The sequence below is a fragment of the Aciduliprofundum boonei T469 genome, assembly GCF_000025665.1.
Lineage (GTDB): Archaea > Thermoplasmatota > Thermoplasmata > Thermoplasmatales > Aciduliprofundaceae > Aciduliprofundum > Aciduliprofundum boonei.
Genome location: NC_013926.1, coordinates 667,107 through 688,944 on the forward strand (window position 1 = coordinate 667,107; position 21,838 = coordinate 688,944).

General features: G+C 39.0%; 21 protein-coding genes. 6 read left to right on the top strand and 15 right to left on the bottom strand.

The features are described 5' to 3' along the window. Positions 1-774, top strand: coding sequence for an S-methyl-5'-thioadenosine phosphorylase (locus ABOO_RS03525; RefSeq protein WP_008082731.1), 774 nt, complete (start codon positions 1-3; stop codon positions 772-774). Continuing rightward, positions 771-2,288 carry an oligosaccharide flippase family protein gene (locus ABOO_RS03530; RefSeq protein ID WP_008082069.1) on the top strand — a complete coding sequence of 506 codons (1,518 nt, stop codon included), beginning with the start codon at positions 771-773 and terminating at the stop codon, positions 2,286-2,288. Before ABOO_RS03525 ends, ABOO_RS03530 begins: the two co-directional genes overlap by 4 nt. A 10-nt stretch (positions 2,289-2,298) precedes the next feature. Here the strand turns inward: ABOO_RS03530 and ispD are convergent, their stop codons facing one another. Beyond that, positions 2,299-3,723 carry a 2-C-methyl-D-erythritol 4-phosphate cytidylyltransferase gene (gene ispD / locus ABOO_RS03535; RefSeq protein WP_008082301.1) on the bottom strand — a complete coding sequence of 475 codons (1,425 nt, stop codon included), beginning with the start codon at positions 3,721-3,723 and terminating at the stop codon, positions 2,299-2,301. Positions 3,724-3,880: 157 nt separating this feature from the next. Then, positions 3,881-5,041: a CDP-glycerol glycerophosphotransferase family protein gene (locus tag ABOO_RS03540; protein ID WP_012997207.1), complete on the bottom strand. Its 1,161-nt coding sequence runs from the start codon at positions 5,039-5,041 to the stop codon at positions 3,881-3,883. Positions 5,042-5,152: 111 nt separating this feature from the next. Here ABOO_RS03540 and ABOO_RS03545 point away from each other — a divergent pair, with 111 nt between their 5' ends. Then, entirely contained in the window at positions 5,153-6,157 is a 1,005-nt protein-coding gene (locus ABOO_RS03545) for a sugar phosphate nucleotidyltransferase (protein WP_008082061.1), read from the top strand. Here ABOO_RS03545 and ABOO_RS03550 read toward each other — a convergent pair. The 9 genes from ABOO_RS03550 to ABOO_RS03590 are packed head-to-tail and all read right to left on the bottom strand — an operon-like array spanning position 6,145 to position 14,418. Next, the gene (locus tag ABOO_RS03550) at positions 6,145-7,362 is read right to left on the bottom strand and encodes a glycosyltransferase family protein (protein WP_008082733.1); all 1,218 of its coding nucleotides are present in this window, start codon (positions 7,360-7,362) and stop codon (positions 6,145-6,147) included. The two genes, ABOO_RS03545 and ABOO_RS03550, sit on opposite strands and share 13 nt — an antisense overlap. A gap of 17 nt (positions 7,363-7,379) precedes the next feature. Continuing rightward, the gene (locus ABOO_RS03555) at positions 7,380-8,183 is read right to left on the bottom strand and encodes a transaldolase family protein (protein ID WP_008082536.1); all 804 of its coding nucleotides are present in this window, start codon (positions 8,181-8,183) and stop codon (positions 7,380-7,382) included. Beyond that, positions 8,180-9,127: a transketolase family protein gene (locus ABOO_RS03560; protein WP_008082293.1), complete on the bottom strand. Its 948-nt coding sequence runs from the start codon at positions 9,125-9,127 to the stop codon at positions 8,180-8,182. Before ABOO_RS03560 ends, ABOO_RS03555 begins: the two co-directional genes overlap by 4 nt. Then, complete coding sequence (locus tag ABOO_RS03565; RefSeq protein WP_346773265.1) at positions 9,124-9,987, bottom strand: transketolase; 864 nt, start codon at positions 9,985-9,987, stop codon at positions 9,124-9,126. The genes ABOO_RS03560 and ABOO_RS03565 overlap by 4 nt, the downstream gene beginning before the upstream one ends. A gap of 21 nt (positions 9,988-10,008) precedes the next feature. Then, positions 10,009-11,094: a DUF763 domain-containing protein gene (locus ABOO_RS03570; RefSeq protein ID WP_008082634.1), complete on the bottom strand. Its 1,086-nt coding sequence runs from the start codon at positions 11,092-11,094 to the stop codon at positions 10,009-10,011. Positions 11,095-11,100: 6 nt separating this feature from the next. Then, on the bottom strand, positions 11,101-11,841 hold the full coding sequence (locus ABOO_RS03575; RefSeq protein WP_008082691.1) for an RAD55 family ATPase: 741 nt from the start codon (positions 11,839-11,841) through the stop codon (positions 11,101-11,103). Further along, positions 11,838-12,413, bottom strand: a complete 576-nt coding sequence (locus tag ABOO_RS03580; protein ID WP_008082228.1) for a hypothetical protein — start codon at positions 12,411-12,413, stop codon at positions 11,838-11,840. Before ABOO_RS03580 ends, ABOO_RS03575 begins: the two co-directional genes overlap by 4 nt. Continuing rightward, a complete protein-coding gene (locus ABOO_RS03585) occupies positions 12,413-13,159 on the bottom strand; it encodes an RAD55 family ATPase (protein WP_236614078.1) in 747 nt (248 codons plus the stop codon). The genes ABOO_RS03580 and ABOO_RS03585 overlap by 1 nt, the downstream gene beginning before the upstream one ends. A 50-nt stretch (positions 13,160-13,209) precedes the next feature. Then, positions 13,210-14,418: an MFS transporter gene (locus ABOO_RS03590; RefSeq protein WP_012997208.1), complete on the bottom strand. Its 1,209-nt coding sequence runs from the start codon at positions 14,416-14,418 to the stop codon at positions 13,210-13,212. 74 nt (positions 14,419-14,492) lie between these two features. On the opposite strand from ABOO_RS03590, the gene ABOO_RS03595 reads away from it, so the two are divergent. Beyond that, a complete protein-coding gene (locus tag ABOO_RS03595) occupies positions 14,493-15,167 on the top strand; it encodes a helix-turn-helix domain-containing protein (RefSeq protein WP_012997209.1) in 675 nt (224 codons plus the stop codon). On the opposite strand, the gene hutH is transcribed toward ABOO_RS03595, so the two are convergent. Genes hutH through ABOO_RS03615 form a run of 4 tightly spaced genes read right to left on the bottom strand, consistent with a single transcriptional unit; the run spans position 15,151 to position 19,987 of the window. Further along, a complete protein-coding gene (gene hutH / locus ABOO_RS03600; RefSeq protein ID WP_008082308.1) occupies positions 15,151-16,647 on the bottom strand; it encodes a histidine ammonia-lyase in 1,497 nt (498 codons plus the stop codon). The genes ABOO_RS03595 and hutH overlap by 17 nt on opposite strands. A gap of 30 nt (positions 16,648-16,677) precedes the next feature. Next, positions 16,678-17,286, bottom strand: coding sequence for a hypothetical protein (locus tag ABOO_RS03605; RefSeq protein ID WP_008082295.1), 609 nt, complete (start codon positions 17,284-17,286; stop codon positions 16,678-16,680). Between the two features lie 2 nt (positions 17,287-17,288). Continuing rightward, positions 17,289-18,620, bottom strand: coding sequence for a TldD/PmbA family protein (locus ABOO_RS03610; protein ID WP_008081967.1), 1,332 nt, complete (start codon positions 18,618-18,620; stop codon positions 17,289-17,291). Beyond that, positions 18,617-19,987, bottom strand: a complete 1,371-nt coding sequence (locus tag ABOO_RS03615; protein WP_008081930.1) for a TldD/PmbA family protein — start codon at positions 19,985-19,987, stop codon at positions 18,617-18,619. The genes ABOO_RS03610 and ABOO_RS03615 overlap by 4 nt, the downstream gene beginning before the upstream one ends. 127 nt (positions 19,988-20,114) lie before the next feature. On the opposite strand from ABOO_RS03615, the gene ABOO_RS03620 reads away from it, so the two are divergent. Together ABOO_RS03620 and ABOO_RS03625 are read left to right on the top strand one after the other, a co-directional pair. Next, positions 20,115-20,816: a ribbon-helix-helix protein, CopG family gene (locus ABOO_RS03620; RefSeq protein WP_008082465.1), complete on the top strand. Its 702-nt coding sequence runs from the start codon at positions 20,115-20,117 to the stop codon at positions 20,814-20,816. A gap of 42 nt (positions 20,817-20,858) precedes the next feature. Continuing rightward, positions 20,859-21,827: a TIGR00341 family protein gene (locus tag ABOO_RS03625; RefSeq protein ID WP_008082275.1), complete on the top strand. Its 969-nt coding sequence runs from the start codon at positions 20,859-20,861 to the stop codon at positions 21,825-21,827. Positions 21,828-21,838: the final 11 nt, after the last annotated feature.

Consider the following 21,838-nt stretch of genomic DNA (forward strand, 5'->3'; position numbering starts at 1 on the left):
ATGCCAAAGATAGGTATAATTGGTGGCTCTGGGGTTTACGGGGTTTTCAATCCAAAGGAGAGTGTAAAGGTTCATACCCCCTACGGTTTACCCTCTGGCAATGTGGAGATCGGTGAGATAAATGGCGTTGAAGTTGCATTCATTCCTCGCCACGGAAAAGGGCATTATATACCTCCGCACAAGGTTAATTATCGAGCAAATATATTTGCACTGCATTCGCTAGGAGTGGAGAGAGTGATAGGAATAAGCGCTGTGGGCTCTTTGAGGGAGGATTACAGGCCTGGAGATATTGTAATAACTGATCAGTACATAGATTTCACCAAAAAAAGAGAATACACATTCTACGATGGTCCTAAAGTGGTGCATATAAGCATGGCTGATCCTTTCTGCCCAGAGTTAAGAAATGTGTTCATAGAAACCACGAGGGCATTGGGCTATCCTATGCATGATAGGGGAACTTATGTCTGCATTGAGGGACCAAGATTCTCCACCCGAGCAGAGAGCAGAATGTTCAGGCAGTTTGCGGATATAATTGGTATGACTCTCGTGCCTGAGGTGCAATTGGCAAGGGAGTTAGAGATGTGCTATGTAAACATCTCTACCATAACCGATTACGATGTTTGGGCTGAGAAGCCTGTCACAACGGAGGAGGTTATGCGCGTTATGAAAGAAAATGAGGAAAAGGTGAAGAGGATATTGGAAAAGGGTGTGCCAATGATTCCCAAGGAAAGGCATTGCGGATGCAAAGATGCCCTGAAAGGAGCTGAAATATGAGCGAGCATGTAGAGCTTGCAAGAAAATCTCTATTTTCGCTATCTTACAATGTGGTTGGTGGTATAGTTGGCTATATAACCATGTTTTTTGCCTTGCGTCTTGTTGGGCAGGAGGCTTGGGGTATATATGGTTCAGCCCTTGCAATTGCGGGATTATTGAGCATTATTGCCACCTTGGGATTGGATGGCACCCATATAAAGATGATGACAAAGCTTAAAGATAAAGCCCAGTGTATGGGAGCTTATATTCTGTTAAAAGGTCTATTTGGATTCTTGTATTTATCTCTCTCATTTTTAGGGTTTTTTGTCATAGGCGATATTCTCGGATATAAATTTGAGTCCATATACCTTGCAAGGGCGGTTTACATAACAATATTTGGATTTTTCATAGGTTCTATTGCCAATATATTCAAGACCACATATCAGGTAAAGCTTCAAGCCAGGAGATCTTTAGCTCCTATGTTTGTGCAGCTTTTTGTCCAAGATATTTTTATCTTGATATTTTCAATATCTTATTATTTTTATCAATCTGTATCTCAGAGCTATGTTGGTGTTTTGTTTGCATTTGCGTATCTTTTAGGCAATGTTGCAAAGTTCTTTGTTTATTTAGTTTGGACATTTAAGGATGAGATCTCATACAGATTTCCCGAAAAGAAAGTTATTAGGGAATACTTGCATTTTACCATTCCGTTGGCTCTTTTGGGTGGTGTTGGTATCATTCAGGCGTATACAGATAGAACAATGCTCCAGTTTTTCTGGAACGCTACAGAAGTGGGCGGTTATTTCTCTGTTCAGAAAATAGCACTATCTGTAATATACCTTGGTGGTGCTCTCGTGTTCTTTCTTTACCCAGCCCAATCAAAATACTACGAGGAAAAAAAGAAAAGCGAGTTTTTCTTATTAACCAAGAAAGCCGAGAGATACCTATCGTTATTCATTTCTCCCTTCGTATTTTTTACCTTTGCAATGGCTCCAGAAATATTGAATTTGTTTAAACATACATTGATTTCCTACTCCACTCCATTGATTATATTGATGATATATGCTTACTTGAATGTAATAAACAGGCCCTATGGTTCCCAGATGACCTCTGCCAATTTGCCTCATGAAGTTTTGAGGGTTGGCTTGCTCCAAGCAACTGCCAATGTTGTTCTAAACGCAATTTTCATACCTAAATCCATAGCCGGCATACCTCTATTTGGATGGAAAAGTACAGGAGCTGCGTTGGGTACCTTGTTTTCTTTCTTGATAGGATTCATTTATTTCAGGTACCGCGTGTGGAGAATTTTAGGTACAAAATACGAAATTCGCATACTCTATCATATCCTAGCTGGAACAGTAGCTGTTCTTCTTTTTTATCTCCTAAAGCATTTCACAGGTCCTCTTTATCCTTGGTATCTCCTTGGCGGCTCTTTTATTCTGTTTGTCGGGATATACGTGGGTATTTTGTATTTACTTGGTGAATTTGGCAAAGAAGAATGGCAGCTTTTGTGGAGAATTTTTAGAGGTTTTTAAATTTTTATTTTTAAGAAATTAGCCCTATTTTTAATAAGCTTTTCTCTTCCCTATTTTTCCTCACATCTATAACCTGACCTGTTATTTCTGTGGTGATAAGCAATAGCGTTGCATAGGCCACGGTTTCGGGCTTTAAGAGAGTTTCGAGCGGCTCTTTTCCGAAATTTTTGAATCTCATAGGAGTTGCAGTTCTTTCTGGGCATATAGCATTAACTTTTATACCCAATTCATAAACCTCATCAGCTAAGGCCTGCATTAAGTTTACCACCGCTGCTTTTGTGGAGGAATATATTGAATATCTCTCTCTTCCCCTAGTATAAGAGCTAGAAGTAAAAAGAACTAAATGCCCTCTTGTAGTTTGAAGATAGGGTATACTTGCCTTCGCCACATTCACTGTGCCATAATAATTTGTATCAATTATCTGGTGTATATCTGTTAAATTCATATTCTTTAAAAAGCCCATTATAAGAATCCCTGCCGTATTTATGACAGCATCAATTTTTCCATATTTTTCATTAACCTTTTCAAGAGCGGATACCACATTCTCAAAATTAGTTATATCAACTCCATTTTTTCTTGAAAATGAATATGGTACCCCACCATATTTCTTTACGAGGGTGTATATCTTTTTACCAATACCACTGCTCCCACCAAAGATTATAATAGTTTTCCCTTTTAATTTTTCAAGGGAATGAAGAATATAATTCTTGTCAGAAAATGATAATATCGTTCTTTTTAGCTGAAATAGCCTATCTGCCAGATATATCTCACTCTGATAAGTGATTTTTATATTGTTGATATCCCCTGCTACAGTCTTAACAGGACCTAATCTGTACTCTAGAAAGAGCGAGCAATCATCTGTAAAGTTATTTTTTCCATCTTTTTCTGCTAATTGATGGGCTTTTAATATAGAATCTCTCCAAAATCCTTGAGGTGTTTGCCCTCTTCTAAGTTTACTTCTATCAGGTATATCCTCAATTTCATCATTTTCTCTTATTCTTACTATAGTATCTGCTGTCGGAATTACAGTATCTACTGCAGGATATACTTTCAAAGCATCAATAATTCTTACTATTATCTCTTTGGTTACAAAAGGTCGTACAGCATCATGGATAAGAACGTAACGGACATTTTCATCTGTAGCATATACACCTATCCTGGAACTTTCTTGTCTTGTGTTACCTCCATAAAGAACTTTTTTCACTTTTTTGTAATCATTTTTCTTAAATAACTCTAAAAAGTACTCATACCATTCAGGATTGACTACTACAAATATTTCATCCACAAATGCACAATGCTCAAATACATCTAGGGTATGCTCAATTATTGTTTTTCCTGCCACCTTCATAAATTGCTTTGGTTTTTCCATTCCAAACCTTATCCCAGATCCACCTGCTAGGATTATAGCAACTGTTTTTTCTAATTTCGGAGACATAAATTCTCACCTACTGATTGATAAAAATATAGGTATATTTAATTTTTTAGAATGTTCTCAACAATTTCTATAACTCTATCCGATGCCCTACCATCCGGATTACCGTGGATAAAATGCAAGCATTCTTTGTAAATGTAGTAGGAAATCCTAGTGAGTATTATCCCCAGAAATATTTTATAATTCTCTCCCTCGCTTTATTATCTTTATAAGTAAACATTACATCTCTCAGCCAAAGTCTCTCTTTTTCCCACTTTTTAGGATCATTTATTGCGCCCTCTAAAGCATTTATGAGGGGTGGGATGTCTTTCACCTTATCTCCTGGTGTCCATAATTCAAAAGGTTCAACTACAAAGCCTCTTTTTTTCCTGTATTCTTCTATATCAGGGATATAGTAAATGATAGGTCTGTTTAGAAGCAGATACTCTATCCAGACCGAGGAATAGTCACTAATTAAGATGTCTATGGCTTTGAAAAACTCGTTAATGGTAAAGTTATTTTTTCGAAGTACATCATTAGAGAGAATTTTTATATTCTCGATACCTCTTTTCTTAAGAAGATCTCTGAAATACACTTCATCTTTTCTATGAGGTTTAAAAACAAAAAGAATATCATTTATTTTTAGGAATTTGATAAAATCATCATTTTTTATAATTTTCATTATTTGGTTTTTTGTATATAAATTATTAAAAGATCTAAAAGTCGGAAGATAGAATAATTTATACTCAAATGTGTCAATAGATACCTTTAATGCATCTTCAAGTAACTTGAGAGAATACTTTTCGCCTATCTCAAAAATAATATCATCTCTAGGCATACCTGTAATAATTATTTTAAATGGATTAATTTGATAAAATGATGAATGTAGGACTCTTGTAAAATGGGATGTAGTAACAGCATAATCAAAATACTTCCATGTCTCTGGCATTATTGTAGCGTCCACATAAGCTCCCATCTTCTTTTGAAGCGGAATACCATGATCTAAAAGTATTTCTATTTGATTCTTACTTTTCCACCAAGCCCCACCAGTTACGGAGGTCACAAAATATCTTGCTTTTGTTATATATTTTAACATATCCTTTGTGTTTTTTCGAAAAATAGCTATACCCCCATCACGCACAACACGTTCGAAGCCATCAGGGGTATCTACGATCCATACACATTGAAAATCTTCACATATTTTAGTTTCCCGCATTTTTTGATAAAGATAATATGGGTTGTCATAATAATCATATTGTGAATAGAATAAAATAATATCTTTCTTGGGTATTATATTATTCAAGGATTTTATTAATCTCTTGGCAATCTTTGAATCTTTCATAATGTCCCGTATTTCTCTTTTTTTATTAAACATTTCTATTGAAAACTTTGGAAGGTAACCTTTTTATAATCTATTTGTATTGAAAGCTTGATTATATATGAGGCGATAGATATGGTAGTAGGGATAATATTGGCAGGCGGCTATGGAAAGAGATTGAAGCCCATAACAGACTATGTACCGAAGCCCTTGGTGGAGATAAAAGAAGGTTATACAATTTTAGACAAGCAAATATTGGATTTGAAGTATGCAGGTGTAGATGAGGTATACCTGCTTGTGGGCTATTTGTGGGAGAAGATAAAGGAAAGGTATGGGGATATGTGGAATGGAGTTAAGGTAAATTATTTAGTGGAAGATGAGCCTAGAGGGACATTGTGGGCTTTAAGAAATGCATTTTCAAAATTGGAAGAGGATGCGGTTGTCAGAAATGGAGATGTGGTGGCAGATTTCAATATAAGGGAAATGCTTGAGAGAGCAAGAAAGAATGAGAATGCCTTGCTGACCATAGCAGGTACCAGAATGCGCTCGCCCTACGGCATAATAGATTTCAAGGACGATTTAATACTCTCCTTCAGGGAGAAACCCGTATTGGATTACTACATAAATGCAGGGATTTATTACATAAAGAAAGAGACCTATGAGTATTTCAATAGGGAGTTTACGGATAAGGCTGTGGAGCGCACGGTATTTCCACTTTTAGCAGAGATGAGGAAGGCATACATATTCCGCGAAGACAATGTATTCTGGCAGAGTGTGGACAGTTTGAAGGATTTGGAGAGGGTAAGAGAGGAGTACAAGAACAGGGAAGACAAGCCGTGGGGGTATGAGAAGATGATAATATTGACTGATAAGTACATGGTAAAAGAGCTGTACATAAAGAAGGGATATGAGACCTCAATGCACTATCATCCAAGGAAGGATGAGACAATGCACATAATGTATGGGCAGGGATATATAGAAGTGGAGGGCGAGAAAAATGTGGTGCGTAAAAACGATGTTTTCAGGATTCCACCGAATAAGAAGCATAGGATAGTGGCAGTGGAGAATATGCTTCTCTACGAGTATTCAACTCCTCATCCTGATGACACTGTACGGTTGAAAGATCCTTATGGTCGATAATCACTTATGATTCTTTTAATGAAATTTACCATGTTTTTTGAAACGTTTTTAACACTATTCTCTCTCATTATATTAAGTGCTGTGTTTAATAGAGCGTTATATTTCGGGTAATTATTTAAAACACACATTGTACAGGATGTAATTACACTTTGAAGACTATCTTTTGTATATCTTATCACATTTTCTCTAAAGTTGTAATGTGGGGCATAGCTCTTAGGTATTAATATAGGAACTCCATAAGAAATCGCATCGTTTATTGCTCCTGAAATTTTATATGTGCCATACACAGCATTGGCAGAATCTGGCAAGATTACAAAGTGAGCTTTTAGAAGCCATTTTTCGAATATCTTCTCATCTACAAATTCTTTAAAGCGAATTATGATCTCACCATTTGGATCAATTTTCTCAATTCTGTGTTTAATATCATCATCCATCATTCTACCCAAAAGAATTAATTTGGCTTTTGTGCGTAAACTTGGATTTTTATCTATAGCATTATGAAATGAATCGATGATATGTAAGTAATCTTTACCATATTTTTGTATCACTTTTCCAGGTACTACAAAATAGACAGATTTTTTAGATTTAACTGGTTTTATATCTCTTCCAATTCTTGAAGGTATTACAATATGTGGCTTATTTTTGAGAGATGGAGGTATTTTAACATATTCTCCAAGGGTGATAAAACCGGATATTCTCTTGGAGACATATAAGTTATATAGTAAATCCAGAAATTTCCTTTCTTTTATATTTCTTAGGTTAAGACTATGAATAAACCATAGTAGATTCCAGAAATGTGCATTATGAATTATGATAACAAACTTTTTGTTACTCCTCCATCCCCACTCAAGGAGAGGATGAAAAAAAGGAGGCTCTGTGAGGGTATTTATTATAATTACATCAGGATTTAATTTTTTCACTTCATACTGTAAGTTTTCTCCCTCTTCTTGTAGCTTTAAAAAAAGTTTAGGATAGTGTAATAGCTTTCTCTTCTCTTTTGACCAAGTATATCTATAAGAATTTTTAATTATTATTAGGTTCAGTTTATCACTGTATGCAAATTTACTTTTTTCTATAACTCCACGAGATGCTATAACAGTTATGTCATATATATCAGAAAGTGACTCCCCTATTTCATACATAGTATTAAGAACATCATGATGCCAAAAAGCTTCTATAATGGCAATCTTTGGTTTTTCACTCATAAATTTCCTCCTAAAAATTAAGAGAAAATCTCTCTATATCCAGCCTTCTCCGCATCTTCGCTGAATCTCTTTATTCCCTCCTCAGTCTTAGGGTGGAGTAACATAGATTCTAGAACCTTGAAAGGAATAGTCGCTATATGCACACCGATCATCGCCACTTCACGCACCTGCCTAGCATTGCGAATGCTGGAAGCTATAACCTCTGTATCATAATCATAATTCTCTAAAATCATAACAGTTTTCTCCACTAAATCAGAGCCGCTTCTTATACCATTATCATCCACACCCTTGCCATCCCATGGATAGTAATCTCCCTTTTGAAAATCCACTCCTGCCTTTAAACCCAGTTTTACTGTACGAAGATAATCGTCTATACGCCCTGCAAATGGGCTTACATATCTAGCACCCGCTTTAGCAGCTAACAAAGCCTGCTCGGGGGTCATTATCAGCGTGCAATTCACGGGTATACCCTCCTCGCTCAATGCTTTTATCGTCTTAAGTCCTTCATAGTAACCCACATACGTGTTTATAGGAATCTTTATAACCACATTATTGGCAATCCCATTGAACTTATCATAGAGGATTTCAGCTTCCCTTATCATATCCTCAGCCTTAACACTCATCACCTCTAAGCTAACAGGCTTATCGGGACCTGCAACTTTCAGAATTTCAGAAATATAATCCTCCAGTTGCATATCCCTTGCCTCGCTCTCAACAGCCTTTCGAATTAAGGATGGATTTGTAGTTACCCCATCCACAATACCCCAAGAGATTGCTTCCTTTATCTCGCTAATCTTAGCCGTGTCTATGAATATTTTCATTTTTTCACCTCCTTCAGAAAAGAGAGCATATGTTTAGATATACCCTCCTCATCCATATCATAATACTTCAGCAATGCATCCCATTTTCCACTTCTTCCAAAAATATCCTTCATACCATGCCTCTTCATAGGCACTGGATAATTTTCTACAAGCACTTCAGCAACTCTGGAGCCTAGACCGTTGTAAATGTTATGATCCTCTACAGTCATTATTGCACCTGTATCTCTAGCAGCCTTAACAATTATATCCTTATCAATTGGCTTTATGGTGCTCATATTGATCACGCGAATATCATAACCCTCTTTTTCCAATATTTCTGCTGCAAGAAGAGAGTAAGATATCTCAATTCCCGTGGCAATTATAGTCGCATCGGCGCCCTCTCGCATAACAATTCCCTTGCCAAATACAAACTCATCATTCTCGCCAGTTAAATTCGGCAAAGCAGTTCTCGTCAATCTAACATAAAAGGGTCCTTTTTCCGAGGCAACATATCTTATTACCCGACGAACTTCATTCGAATCAACCGGCACTATCACCCGCATGTTTGGCAGTCCACACATAAGTCCAATATCTTCCATCATCTGATGACTTGCTCCATCTTCGCCCACAGTCACGCCACCATGCGTTGCAACAATTTTCACATTCAATTTGGGATATGCTATGCTCTGCCTAACCTGATCATAGGCACGACCTGTGGCAAATACAGCGAAGGATGATGCAAACACGGTTTTTCCACTTCTAGCAAGGCCAGCAGCAATGCCCATCATATTCTGCTCTTGCAACCCCACATTGAAAAACCTCTCTGGATATTCCTTGCCAAACATTGCTGTCTTGGTAGAGGTGCTCAGATCGGCATCTAGAACAACGATGTCCTCTCTCTCCCTTCCGAGTTCAACAAGAGTTTTTCCATATGCCTTTCTTGGAGATTCATATTCCCATTTCATATTCTTCGCCTCTCTTCCTCAAGTTCTTTTAGGGCCTGCACATATTCTTCTTCACTCTGGGGAGGTTTGCCATGATACTTTGCTGTGTTCTCCATATAACTCACACCCTTGCCCTTTACAGTATGGGCAATTATAACTGTGGGTTTTCCCTGTGTTTTCTTCGCTTCTTCTAGAGCACGGATAAGTTGAACAACATCATGACCATTAATACTCAGCACCCTCCATCCAAATGCATTCCACTTCTCTTCCAGTGGATCTAGCACGACCATTGTGTCTGTGAAATCATCCAACTGAATTTTATTCCTATCCACTATTGCTATTAAATTGTCCAATTTTCTTGTGGCTGCAGTCATGGCTGCCTCCCATATGTTTCCCTCTTCAATCTCCCCATCTCCAAGGAGGGCATAAACCCGATAATCCTTATTATCCAGTTTGGCAGCCAAGGCCATTCCTATGGCAGCACTTAATCCTTGACCTAACGAGCCTGTGCACATATCTACTCCTGGAACCATTAAGGATGGATGACCCTGCAAGAATGATTCCACCTTACGAAATTTCATAAGTTCTTTCTCTGAAAAAAATCCGCGCATTGCAAGGGCAGCGTAATAGGCTGGGGAGGCATGTCCCTTGCTTAGAACGAATCTATCTCTGTCCTCCCATTCTGGGTTCTTAGGATCTATCTGCAATTCATGAAAATACAGAACAGCCAAAATGTCCGCGGCGCTAAGCGCACCACCAGGATGCCCGGATTGAGCAGCATATACCATCTTTATAACCCAAGTGCGGATTTCATTGGCTTTAAGTTTTAATTCTCGAATTGTGTTTTCGGATATTTCTATCATATGGGAAGGGTATTTCACCTCCTTTAATTATAATTTTCGCTATGGTGGCACGAATCTCCTCAATCTCTTTAGCATCTCTAATTTCTCCTTTCCCCCTATGTTTGCCTCTTCAATGCTGAGCTGCAAGATCTCTATGCTTTTATCATAAGCTCTGCGGTCAACGGGTTTTGGAACGCCATCCTTGCCACCGAGAGCGAAGGAATATTTAACAGGATCCTTCCAGGAGATTTCAGTGCCGTATATTACCTCTGCTATGTATGCAAGGGCACGAACTGTGGATGGGCCTATACCCTTTATGCCTATCAACTCCTCATAATTTCTTGGCTGAATCTCATAGGCTTTGAACAATGCACTCCAATTTATTGTCCAGGGCATTGTCAAAGTTTTTGTGCCTGTAAAATCGTCCAGCGTTTTCTGCTTTCTGTCTTTTACCTCGGCTATCATATTTTTGAGCTTTTGGGGATTATCATTCACGATGTCTACAGATACTTTTCGTGCATCTTCACTCTTTCTTGCACTCATATCAAGCACTTTTTTCTCCAAAGTATCTGATATTATGCCGCTTCGTGGATCATTTACAAAGTTCTTTATCCCGTAGAGCCAGTGGTATCTTCTTGCATACCTGCTCTTCTCATTCATCCCCTGCTGGATAACAACCCACCTGCCATGCTCGTCTATCACCATTGCGTGGTGATAAAGCTGGTATCCATCTTGGAGCACCGTATTGTCAACCTTCGCAACCATTTTGCTCGCATACTTCAATTTTTCAATCTTTTGAGAGGATATGCTGAATTCTTCTCCAATATTCTCAATCTCTTTTGGAGTTCTTCTGGATACAGCTCCCTTGCCGCCTACAACAATGAGTCCATCCTCCGGCTTAAGAGCTTGCTTTAATGCGCCCATGGTCACAGTGGTAGTGCCTGAAGAGTGCCAGTCAAAACCTATGACGCAGGAAAACGCCTGAAACCAATAAGGGTCAGATAACCTCCTCAATACCTCATCTGTTCCATACTCCATTTCTATGATTTTTATTATCTCCCTTGAAAGGGGAACCATTCTCTTAAATAGCCATCTTGGTGCATGCCCGGGATGCAATGGTAAATTTGCTATGCCGCTTCTCTCCATTTTCCCCTACACCAGGACTATTCCATTTTTATCTACATTGTATCTGAATATACCCACCTTCTCGGGATGATTGCGGACCTTCTTCACAATTAGATATTTTTCGAATCCGTTCTCTATTCTCCTCATCTCCAATTCCAAAATTATATCGACTATTTCCTCTATTCCACTTTGCGAAGTTGTGTCGTAAACATTGTTGAGCATAGTGATTAGGGCAACACCACCATAATACTGAGCGTGCGCTTTTATCGTTCTGAGAGCGGATATGACCTTTGTTCTATCATAATTGTTCATAAAGAAATCAAGGGAATCTATGACTATACGAAACGGAGGCTTTAATTTGGAAATCTCATATGTAACCTTGGTGAGAAAGTTTACCTCCTTTTCCTCCTTTTTTCTTGCTGGCTGAAATAACTCGTTTATGGGTATGCCCTCTTCCCTGTACCTGCTTATTATGAGTTCCTTCTCCAGAACCTTCTGGTAGTATTCAACACCTATATTCACAATTTTTATATTGGTATCCCATCCAAAATCCCTCATTGTTGCTATTATATCCTCATCTCTCTCAATAGTGGTAAAGTATATCACATTCTCCTTGCCCACACCTGCAGCTGCAAATTGCTTGGCAAAGAGCTCAGTTCCAGAGCCTGGAGAACCGTAAAGAAGAATTGTGTAGCCCTTTGGAATTCCGTTCATAAGGGCCTTGTTGAGAGTTTCTATGCCCAGAGTTGTGGTTTCATATGCACTCATTTCTCCTCCCCTCCTGCATCGTAAGCATCATCGCATACTAAGTTGAGCATATTTATCATCTCTTCGCTATTCTGCTCTTTCATTGAAATTATAACCATGTAGGATTCCCAGCTGCGCAGAGAAGTCACAAATATGTGCAAAAACTCAGATAGAATTTTCAAATCGTTGTGGATTGCCATGGAATTAACAGAATCCAAAACCACTATGGCTTTTTTATCGTTATATTTTCGCAGCAGGTATTCTATTTTTAACATTACATTTTCCAGCATCGTGGGACTCTCAATGTACAGGAATTTATCGGACATCTCTCCGGCGTTGGCCATTAAGTGTGATATGGTATCCACGAAAAATACGCGGGATGTATCCACGCCCAGAATCTCAAGCAGGCCAACTATGTTCTTAGAAGGAATGGTGGAGGAAATATAGAATACATACAAATCATCCTTGGTTGCAAATATGTCCACAATGGCACGGAGAGCATCAAAATAGGTGTTTACATCCACATATAGAGCCAAAGAAGAGGCAGGGGGTAATTCGCTTAGTTTATCAACAATATTTGATGATACACTCATTATCGCACCTCCACACTTCCGCCCTTGAGCAATGGGGCCAATAGTATTCCAATGGGGGTCAAGTCCAACACATATTTTGCCCTGGAGTGGGTGGTACCTCTCATTTTTATTACTTGAATTGTGCGCAGCAAATCTCCTCTCCTCTCTAAATTACCCATCAATATGATTCCGTCAGCAATTGCCTCTTCCACCCCGTATTGAGAATAGCCGGCTGCAGAGGGTAAGAGTTCAGAAACCAACAAGGTTGTACAGCCCATATCTGATAAGGCCTTTCCAAGTTGAAGGATGAACTCTCTAATCTGCTCTCTTGAAGTTAATCTATAGCATATGGAAGTTATGCTATCTATAACCAATCTTTTTATCCCGAGTTCTTTCACCATCTTTATTATCTGCTCTACCAGTATGTTTACATCTTCTAGGGTAAATTCTAATTTTTCAAGCCCCAGCTTCACATAAATCTCCTGCAAATCCACGAATATTAGCTTTTTCTCCTTAACTAAATTTTTATCAAAAAATTCGTAGGTACTCATATTCTCTATCAATTTCTCAGGAACTTCTGTCACGGATATGTACATTGATCTCTCACCCATAAGAGCCCCTCTGGTTAAGAATTCTAAGCTCAGAGTGGTTTTTCCCGTACCACAAGAGCCAGTTATTAGAATAGTATTACCCCTAGGAATTCCCCCATTCAATATATTATCCAATCCCTCGATTCCCGTTTTGCACCTCTCTCTCGTGATTATCATTACAGGATAGTAAATTCTTAACCCTATATCTAATTTTCTAAGTTGATATTTCATTTAAATTTGATGAATACAAATATCGCCACTGCTCCTGCCATGAGATATAGTGCTCCCGAGAGTATGAACAATACTGCTGGCTCTATATGATAAACATAGCCTCCTATTGCACTGAATATCATTGCTGCTATGTAAGAAAGGAATAAGAACACTCCAGTGTACCTGCCCCTGTTTTCTATACCCACATAATCTGCAATTAGTCCATTGCTGGATGGCTGCATTATAGCTTGGGCTGAGCCCGTTAGTATTGCATAGGTGAATAAAGCTATGGTGGAGGGTATGATAAAAATAAATATGGAGAGTGCAGCCAAGAAAATGCCGAGAGTGAAAAATTTCTCCTTACCCAAGATATCCGCCTTTTTGCCAACGGGTATGCCCACCACAACCACTATGATTGTGATTAATCCCATGGCAATTCCGTAAATTAATGGAGAAGTGTAAGTGTAGGAGTATTTGACTATAAAATATCCAATCATGCCCCCAGCGGAGGATAAAAGCATATTGACTATAAGCAATCCCTTTGCTCTGGATTTTATCTTCCCTAAAACCTTAAAGCTTTCCAAAAATCTCTTCCTGTGCTCCTTTTTGACTTTCATAGTTTCTTTGAGTTTGAATCTTATTATGGCTGATACAAGAGATAGGGCAAAGAGGGCAAAGTATCCCACTCTCATCCCAGGGACTACCCCATATCTGTAAATTAGAAATCCGCCGATTATGGGTCCAAATATTGCGGGAATCATAGATATGTTTGTTATTGCAAAACCTTCAGCCCTTCTATTTTCTGGGAGAGAATCCATCATTATGGAGAACAGTGCAGGTTGGTATAGTAAGGCTACATTTGAAATTATCAGTCCTAAAATGATCCATTGCCAAGATGGGGCAACTGCAAATATTAATGTTGAAAAAGCCATAACCGTTGTGAAAATAACTATCATTTTTCTCCTCCCATATGCATCTGCCAAGTATCCTCCGGGAATCTGAAGCAGGGCCATCATACCAAATGTTAGGGCTCCCATAAATCCTAAAATGAGGTCACTGGCACCAAGAGCAGAGAAGTAAATTCCGTTAAATCTCATAACTACGCTGTGACCGAAATTGAGAAGAAGCCAAGTTATGAATAAAACTCCTATATTTCCCTTAAGTATTGTGCGAAGATCATTTACGAAGTTTTTGAGATGTAATATGAAATTTCTGAAGTATCTCATTTGCATGCTCATGCACAAGCTATTATTTATCCTTTTGGAAGCAAGTTTTAAATTTAATGCTCTCATGGATTTTTATGGAACTTCGAGAGAAGATAGCAGGGGAAATAGTTTTATCTTCCAAACCCGGGGCTACTATGAGAAAGTGGAGGGAGATGTTTGGGATATCTCAGCAAGAGTTGGCAAGATATCTTGGGATGTCTTCATCTGTTATAAGCGATTATGAAAGTGGCAGGAGAAAATCTCCTGGAGTTGGGACAGTTAGAAAATTTGTCAATGCCCTCATAGAAATAGATGAAGCCAAGGGTGGGGAGAAGGTGAAACAGCTATCATCCACTTATGGGGAGGAAGCCATTTTGGATATGGGGGAGTTTCCTTACCAAATAAGCGTGGAGGATTTTATGGATTTGATTGATGCTAAGATAACAAATGAGGGAGAGTTTAAAAGACAGATTTACGGTTATACGATTTTAGATAGTTTAAAGGCAATACTCCATTACAGCTCCTTTGACTATTTGAGAGTTTATGGATGGAGCATCGATAGGGCGTTGATATTTACGGGAGTGTATTATGGGCGCTCTCCCATGGTGGCCATTCGAGCTCATCCTCTGAAACCCAGTGCGGTTGTTTATGTCTCTCCTCGCAAGGTTGATGAGCTTGCTATAAAACTTGCAACTATTGAAGATATCCCTCTTGCAGTTACTGAGCTCGATGTTAAAGAGATAAAGAAGAGGCTTAGGGAAATAGGCTGAGCTCCTCTATATCCTTTGTTATATCTCCCCTGTCAATCTTTGTCTTTATCTCTTCAATGTAGTATGAAAACACATCGTCATGGGTGAATTTTTCAATGTTTATCATCTTCATGGCTTTTTTCACAGAAGTTGCTGAAGAGCCAGAAATGTGAAGCGCTTGATTTGCGCAGAGGTATTCTATTGCGATAATGTACTTCACATTTTCCACGATCTCTCTCAATTTTTGAGCTGCGTTCATGCCCATACTCACATGATCCTCCTGATTGGCACTGGTTGGTATACTATCTGTGCTAGCGGGATGCGCTAAAATCTTGTTTCTGTTGCATAGGGCTGCTGCAGTGTATTGGGGAATCATCAAGCCCGAATTTGTGCCGCTATTCTCTATTAAGAATGAAGGTAAATTGCTCAACTTTGAATCCACTAGCCTTGCTATTCTTCTCTCTGCCATATTACCGAGATCCGTTAGCGCAATTGATAAGAAATCCATAGCTAGGGCTATGGGCTCTCCATGGAAATTTCCTCCGGATATGGGCTCATCAAAGACCAATGGGTTATCAGTAGCAGAATTTATCTCTCTCTCCATTATAATCTTTACATAATCAAGGGTATCAAGCACGGCCCCGTAAACCTGGGGCAAGCATCTGAGGGTATATGCATCTTGCACTCTCTCTTTTCTTGCCCTTTCCACGATTTTGCTATCTTTTAACAATTCTCTCATAATTTTTGCAATTTTTATCTGCCCGGGATGTGCTCTTGCTTTCATGATTCTATCATCCAATGCTTTATCAGTGCCTTTTAAAGCTTCAAAGCTCATTGCTGCGCTTAGAAGTGCATTTTTAATGAGATCGTATGAATCGTAAACGGCAATGCTTCCATAGGCGGCCATTACTGCTGTTCCATTTAAAAGTGCTAGCCCCTCTCTCTCCTCAAGCTTCAACGGCTCTAAACCAGCCAATTTTAGAGCTTCTGCTCCTTTCATCACATCTCCCTTATATTTTGCGTAACCCTCTCCGAGCATAACGAGGGCTATGTGGGCAAGGGGAGCTAAATCACCGCTGGCTCCAACACTGCCGAATTTTGGAACTAAGGGGATAATGTTTGAATTCAGCATTTCAACAAGCATTTTTATTACTTCTAATCTCACCCCTGAGAAGCCCTTTAAAAGGCTATTTGCCCTGATGAGCATGGCGGCTCTTACAATTTCATCATCCATGTACCTACCCACGCCAGATGCATGACTTCTAACAAGGTTAATCTGCAACTCTCTCGCTTCATTCTTTGGTATTTTTACTTTTACTAACTCTCCTAATCCGGTGTTTATGCCATATACCACTTTATCCTCTTTTAAGATTTTATCGATAACCTCTCTTGATTTTAGAACTTTTGGAATTGAGGACTCTGCGATTTTCACTCTATCTCCAAATCTTGCAACTTTAACAACATCATCAATTTTTAAATTCTCACCATCAATTTCAACCATAAATGGAGAATGGAGGGCTTGTTAAAAAATTTATTTCTTTGCCTTAATTCTCTTTATCTCCAGATATATGACTATTCCCAGAGCGAATACAGTTGCAGCAGTGAGGAGATAATACTCGTATGGAACACTTTGGCTTTCCTCAACAGGGGGCGGGGGATAAACAACGTGATCGAGAAATATGAATTCTTGCTTGGAGATATCGGCTATACCTGCGTAGGCATTTACTGTATAATTGCCTGTTATATTTTCAAAGAAGGATCTTGGCACAAACCATGTCAATTGTGAAGTGTTTATTGTGTAGTTAACAATATGCGGTTTTTTTCCTAACATAACATACCCGAGGGGCTTAGAGCCGTTGTTGCTGACTAAGAAGCAGTGTACATAATATGAATCGCTGGTTATATTCACATCGTACTCCTTTATATATCCCTTCTGAGGAGCAACATTAATCATGCCCCAAACTACTATGGTAATCTTCACCGTTGTTGCATTCTCCCGTCCAAATACCTTTAATATGTCATAATCCACATATTTATCTGTGATTTTTGGAGAATTAACTTCAAAATTTATGGTGGATGCGGATGCCATTGGAAGAAAAAGTATGAGAAGGGCTCCTAAAATTACATAAATCGCTTTCATTTTCATCTACTTACCGGTGCTATTTTTAGATTTTCAAATAGCATATCTGGCATAACACCATTGCCCATAACAACTATCTTTCTCTGCTCTCTGGATATATCTGCCACATTTCCAAGGAGTGAATATACATTTCCCGATAGCATAAATACTGTGGAGCCAACGAGTTTACCATCTTCTATTTTGAATGCAGGGTTTGCCACCACTGAGAAATCACCGGTATCTGGATTGCTTGAATGCGCGCCTTGGAATCCTGAAATCAAGAAACCATCTTTTATCTCTCCTATGAGCTTCTCTTTTTCTTTATTCCCACTTTCTATGACTAGATTATGCACTCCAATTCCAATACCTCCAGTGGAGAAATTTCTTGTACCGTTTCCAGTGCTACCCTCACCACTTATATTTCCCCAGTAGTTATCCCACAAAAATCCTTTGAAGATTCCTTTTTCGAATATTTTGTTCACTCTTGCGGCAACTCCTTCATCATCTGCTATTATCGGATTTGTACTTATAGGATGCCAAGGATCATCGTATATCGTTATCTTCTCATCAAGAATTTTTTGCCCAACTTTATCGCTCAGGGGTGTGGTATTTTTAACCTTTCTCTCACCGTTTATGGCTGGAATTAAGGTGAAATACAAAAGCTCTGCCAGAGCCAATGGCTCTATTATTACATTTCCCTCCGTCTTATTGCTTTTTTTCATAGTATAAGCGTACTTTAATTTTTCTAGAATTGAAGAAACTATGAAATTCTTATCAAGGTTCATGTCTCTTCTAACATCAAAATCCATGATGCCTGGAGTAACGGAATTTCCCATACGGCCTGCAACATAGAGATACATAAAGGTGGAGCCAAATTCTTGCATAATATCTATTCCGTGGGAATTTAAAATTCTCATCTCGAGCCAGGAGCCTCCAGCGGCACCGCCTGCCACCATTGCCCTCTTATCTCTAGTCCTAACATCCTTAATCGCATCGTTTAGAAGATTCACAAAGAAATCTGGACTTGCATCTTTTATCTCGTAATTGCTCTCTATCTCTGGAGCATTGTATTTCTGTTCCTTGGGCAATTCTACCCATTTTTCGTCCCTCTCATTTGCCATAGCATTCTTGGCGGCTTGCTCAATTCCCCTCTTTATCTCTCCTTCATCATCGCTATCTACTATGAAAATTCCAATTTTTTTATCTTTAATTCCCCTTATCACTGTTAATGCTCTATATCCTACGCTGGACATGGAAATCTGATTGAGCTCCACATCCACAGATACCTCCTTTCTTCTGTATTTTGCAATTTCGAGTTCATCAAAAAATCTCTCTCCATAATTTATAAGATTCATTGCTGACCACCTACCACTATACCCTTATCAAATCTCATATGCGGCCCTCCAGAGCTAACAAATGCAGTTTGACCCTTTCCACACCGGCCCATTTCAAGGCCAAAATCTTTACCTACAGCACTTATCTTTTTCAAAGCATCTATTGCTATCCCGCTTATGCTCGTATCTTTTATGCTCTCTGCGAGCTCTCCATTGCGTATTATGTACCCCTCCTGTACGCCCACTTGGAAAGATGAGTTAAGCTCGGCTTGCCCTCCACGGAAATCCACGAGGTAATAGCCGAATTTTATCCCCTCAAGCAGTTCCTCGAAGCTATGATCTCCCCTTTCAAAAACCGTGTTTCGCATTCTTATTATCGGTGGTACGGTGTAATTTTCAGCCCTAGCATGGCCGTTTGGCTCCATTCCCCAGCGAGCTGCATACTCCCTGTTTAGCATAATTTCTGTGAGAATACCATCTTTTATTATGTGCACATCTTTAATTTTTGTACCCTCATCATCGTAAACATTGTTGCCAAATCCATTCTCTACGATTCTATCGCTCATATTCACGAATTCCGGGGCAATCTGCTTTCCTATTAAATCTCTGAAGGGGGAGTTTATGGTCAGGTCAGCCTCTGCCAAATGCCCCAGGGCCTCATGTGCGATTATCCCAACTATTATCGGACCTGCCACTATGGGATATTCACCTCTCTTTGGCGAGACACCATTTAACTGAGCATTTAATTTTTTCAAAACTCTTTTAGAAACTTTTTCAACACTCTCCTCTTGGAATAATTCCCAGCCCATATCAACGCTTCCAATTTCATCCCTTGCTGCAGCCATGCCCTTCTCGTTCTTTCCAGTGGCCCAGATGTACTGCCAAACATAGCCCATATCCCATACTATTTTTGTACCTTCAGATGTGTATAGAACCTTTGTACCAGAAGTATCTTGGTAAATTATTCTGGTGGATTTTACATTTTTATCATTCTTCAACTCCCTTTCCAAATCTTTCATTCTTTTAACTTTTTCCTGCACGTCCACCTCTTCTGGCTTGATCCTCATCTTGCTTTTAACCTCATCCTCAATAATATCAATATCTGCAAGATTAATTTTCTCATATCTTCCCCGAGATGCGGCTTTAGCCATCTTATATGCTTTTTCTATTGCATTTTTCAGCTCCTCAATTTTTGTGGTGGAAGAGAATCCCCAGGCACCCTCGGCTAAGACACGAATCCCAAAGCCCGAGGATTTCAAGGATGTGAAAGTGGAAAATGTACCATCTTTAAGCTCTATATTTAATTTTGATAGTTCCTCACCTCTTATCTCCACATACTCTGCCTTTATATTCTTATTTGCCCAATCAATTATTCCATCTAAATCCATACAATCACCAGAGGATAGGATATCAAAGGATTCTATAAATTATTTTCTTATAGATGCAAATTTGCGAAAAATTTAAATAAATACATGAAATATACATTATTTAGCCAATAAAAAGGAGGTATTATGTATGAGTGAGATAAGAATAGTGATACCGGATAAGGTAGATAGGTACCTTGATTCTTTAGTGCGCACGGGAATGTTCTCTTCCAAGGCTGAGCTTTTCAGGGCGGCCCTTATGGAGTACCTTGAAGAAATATCCTCTGTGGCCAAAGACTACGATTCCAAGCTTATGTTCTCTCCTGAAGGTAGGATATACCAGTTGGAATATGCAAAGGAGGCATCCTTGAGAGGAGTGCCTGTTGTGGCAATTACTTATTCCTCAGGCATACTATTTATGAATCCAGATTTAAGTGATGGGGACATTGAGTATGCGGATAAAATATATTCAAATGGAGAGATTATAGCAGCCTTCTCAGGCCTTGCTGCTGATGGCTTGTATGTCATGAGCAAGATAAGGAAAATGAAAGGAGAGATGCGAACTCTCCTTTTTGAGCTCTCCAAAATATTCTGGGAATTTACAACCAAGATGGGCTATAGACCCCTGGGAGCAAGCGTAATGGTTGGATTTAAAAAAGAGAAAAAAATAGCAGTTTTTGATCCCTCAGGCAGCTATCATTTTGCAAACTACTGGGCAATAGGAGATGGAGAGAAAGATATTATGGAGATTTTGAGGGGGAAATATAGAAAAGATATGAGCAAAGAAGAAGCTTTGAAACTTGCGCTAAATGCACTTGGTAATCCTCAGAAGTACAAATTTGAAGCTCTTTGATTTTTCAGAAAATCTTAATACTATCTTTGCACATATTCAAAGGTGAAAAGGGTAACGGTTATTGCTCAGAAAAAAGAGCTTGAAAAGGTTAAAAATGCAGCGGAGAATTTGATTTACAATGTGGAGGATTTAGAAAATGGCCTCGTTCGCTTGGATATATATGTGAATGATGCTCTTCTGGATGATTTGATACCCAAGTTGCAGGATTCTGTAGATTTGAGACACAGGGAAAGCGTTATTGAAGTGGTCTCTCCAGATTTTGTTATATCCTCTTCTCTGCAAAAGAGAGAAAAGAGTATAAAGAAAGAGGGAAGGGCGACTGTGGAGGAGCTTTTAGCATCTTCAAAGAAATATACAAGAATCGATTTTGGAAAAACGACCTTAATAATCATTGCGGGTATAATCGCTCTAATAGGACTTTTTATGAATAATGTACCAATTATAATAGGAGCCATGCTTCTCTCTCCTCTCCTGGGTCCGATTTACAGTTTTGTTATAAACATATCTGTGGGAAGAAGCAAGGATGCATGGTTGAGTATGTTGAATATGGGCATCATGCTGATTCTCGTGATCGTGACTTCGTACATAGCAACTCTCTTGATATCTATTTTTATTCCTGTATATCTCACCCCGGAGATTTTGATGAGATTTGATACAAATCCCATATACATCTTAATGGCCATCCTTCTTGGATTTGCAGCCGTATTTGCATATGCTAAAGGGCTATCGGAGAGCATAGCGGGTATAGCTATAGCTGCAGCCCTATTGCCACCACTGGTAGTTTCTGGCATTGCCCTAGCAATGTATCTGGATTACGCTGCCAAACCCCTTCTACTGAGCATGGAAAACATCGTAGGTCTGATAACCGGTGGGCTTATGGCAATAATTGTTCTGAGAATTGAACCAAGGAGATATTATGAAAAGGCAAAGGCCAGAAAAATGCTTCACAGATTGTATCTTACCCTCACCTCCCTCCTGGTGATTCTCATTTTGCTTTCCTTGTTGCTATAAAAAGTATTATC

Excerpts from the sequence above, each read along its gene's own strand:
- ABOO_RS03540 (WP_012997207.1), bottom strand. The coding sequence starts at position 5,041 with ATGAAAGATTCAAAGATTGCCAAGAGATTAATAAAATCCTTGAATAAT.
- hutH (WP_008082308.1), bottom strand. The coding sequence starts at position 16,647 with ATGGTTGAAATTGATGGTGAGAATTTAAAAATTGATGATGTTGTTAAA.
- ispD (WP_008082301.1), bottom strand. The coding sequence starts at position 3,723 with ATGTCTCCGAAATTAGAAAAAACAGTTGCTATAATCCTAGCAGGTGGA.
- ABOO_RS03550 (WP_008082733.1), bottom strand. The coding sequence starts at position 7,362 with ATGAGTGAAAAACCAAAGATTGCCATTATAGAAGCTTTTTGGCATCAT.
- ABOO_RS03575 (WP_008082691.1), bottom strand. The coding sequence starts at position 11,841 with ATGAGTGCATATGAAACCACAACTCTGGGCATAGAAACTCTCAACAAG.
- ABOO_RS03590 (WP_012997208.1), bottom strand. The coding sequence starts at position 14,418 with ATGAGATACTTCAGAAATTTCATATTACATCTCAAAAACTTCGTAAAT.
- ABOO_RS03555 (WP_008082536.1), bottom strand. The coding sequence starts at position 8,183 with ATGAAAATATTCATAGACACGGCTAAGATTAGCGAGATAAAGGAAGCA.
- ABOO_RS03560 (WP_008082293.1), bottom strand. The coding sequence starts at position 9,127 with ATGAAATGGGAATATGAATCTCCAAGAAAGGCATATGGAAAAACTCTT.
- ABOO_RS03530 (WP_008082069.1), top strand. The coding sequence starts at position 771 with ATGAGCGAGCATGTAGAGCTTGCAAGAAAATCTCTATTTTCGCTATCT.
- ABOO_RS03620 (WP_008082465.1), top strand. The coding sequence starts at position 20,115 with ATGAGTGAGATAAGAATAGTGATACCGGATAAGGTAGATAGGTACCTT.
- ABOO_RS03610 (WP_008081967.1), bottom strand. The coding sequence starts at position 18,620 with ATGAATCTTATAAATTATGGAGAGAGATTTTTTGATGAACTCGAAATT.
- ABOO_RS03525 (WP_008082731.1), top strand. The coding sequence starts at position 1 with ATGCCAAAGATAGGTATAATTGGTGGCTCTGGGGTTTACGGGGTTTTC.
- ABOO_RS03605 (WP_008082295.1), bottom strand. The coding sequence starts at position 17,286 with ATGAAAGCGATTTATGTAATTTTAGGAGCCCTTCTCATACTTTTTCTT.
- ABOO_RS03580 (WP_008082228.1), bottom strand. The coding sequence starts at position 12,413 with ATGAGTGTATCATCAAATATTGTTGATAAACTAAGCGAATTACCCCCT.
- ABOO_RS03615 (WP_008081930.1), bottom strand. The coding sequence starts at position 19,987 with ATGGATTTAGATGGAATAATTGATTGGGCAAATAAGAATATAAAGGCA.
- ABOO_RS03545 (WP_008082061.1), top strand. The coding sequence starts at position 5,153 with ATGGTAGTAGGGATAATATTGGCAGGCGGCTATGGAAAGAGATTGAAG.
- ABOO_RS03595 (WP_012997209.1), top strand. The coding sequence starts at position 14,493 with ATGGAACTTCGAGAGAAGATAGCAGGGGAAATAGTTTTATCTTCCAAA.
- ABOO_RS03585 (WP_236614078.1), bottom strand. The coding sequence starts at position 13,159 with ATGATAATCACGAGAGAGAGGTGCAAAACGGGAATCGAGGGATTGGAT.
- ABOO_RS03570 (WP_008082634.1), bottom strand. The coding sequence starts at position 11,094 with ATGGAGAGAAGCGGCATAGCAAATTTACCATTGCATCCCGGGCATGCA.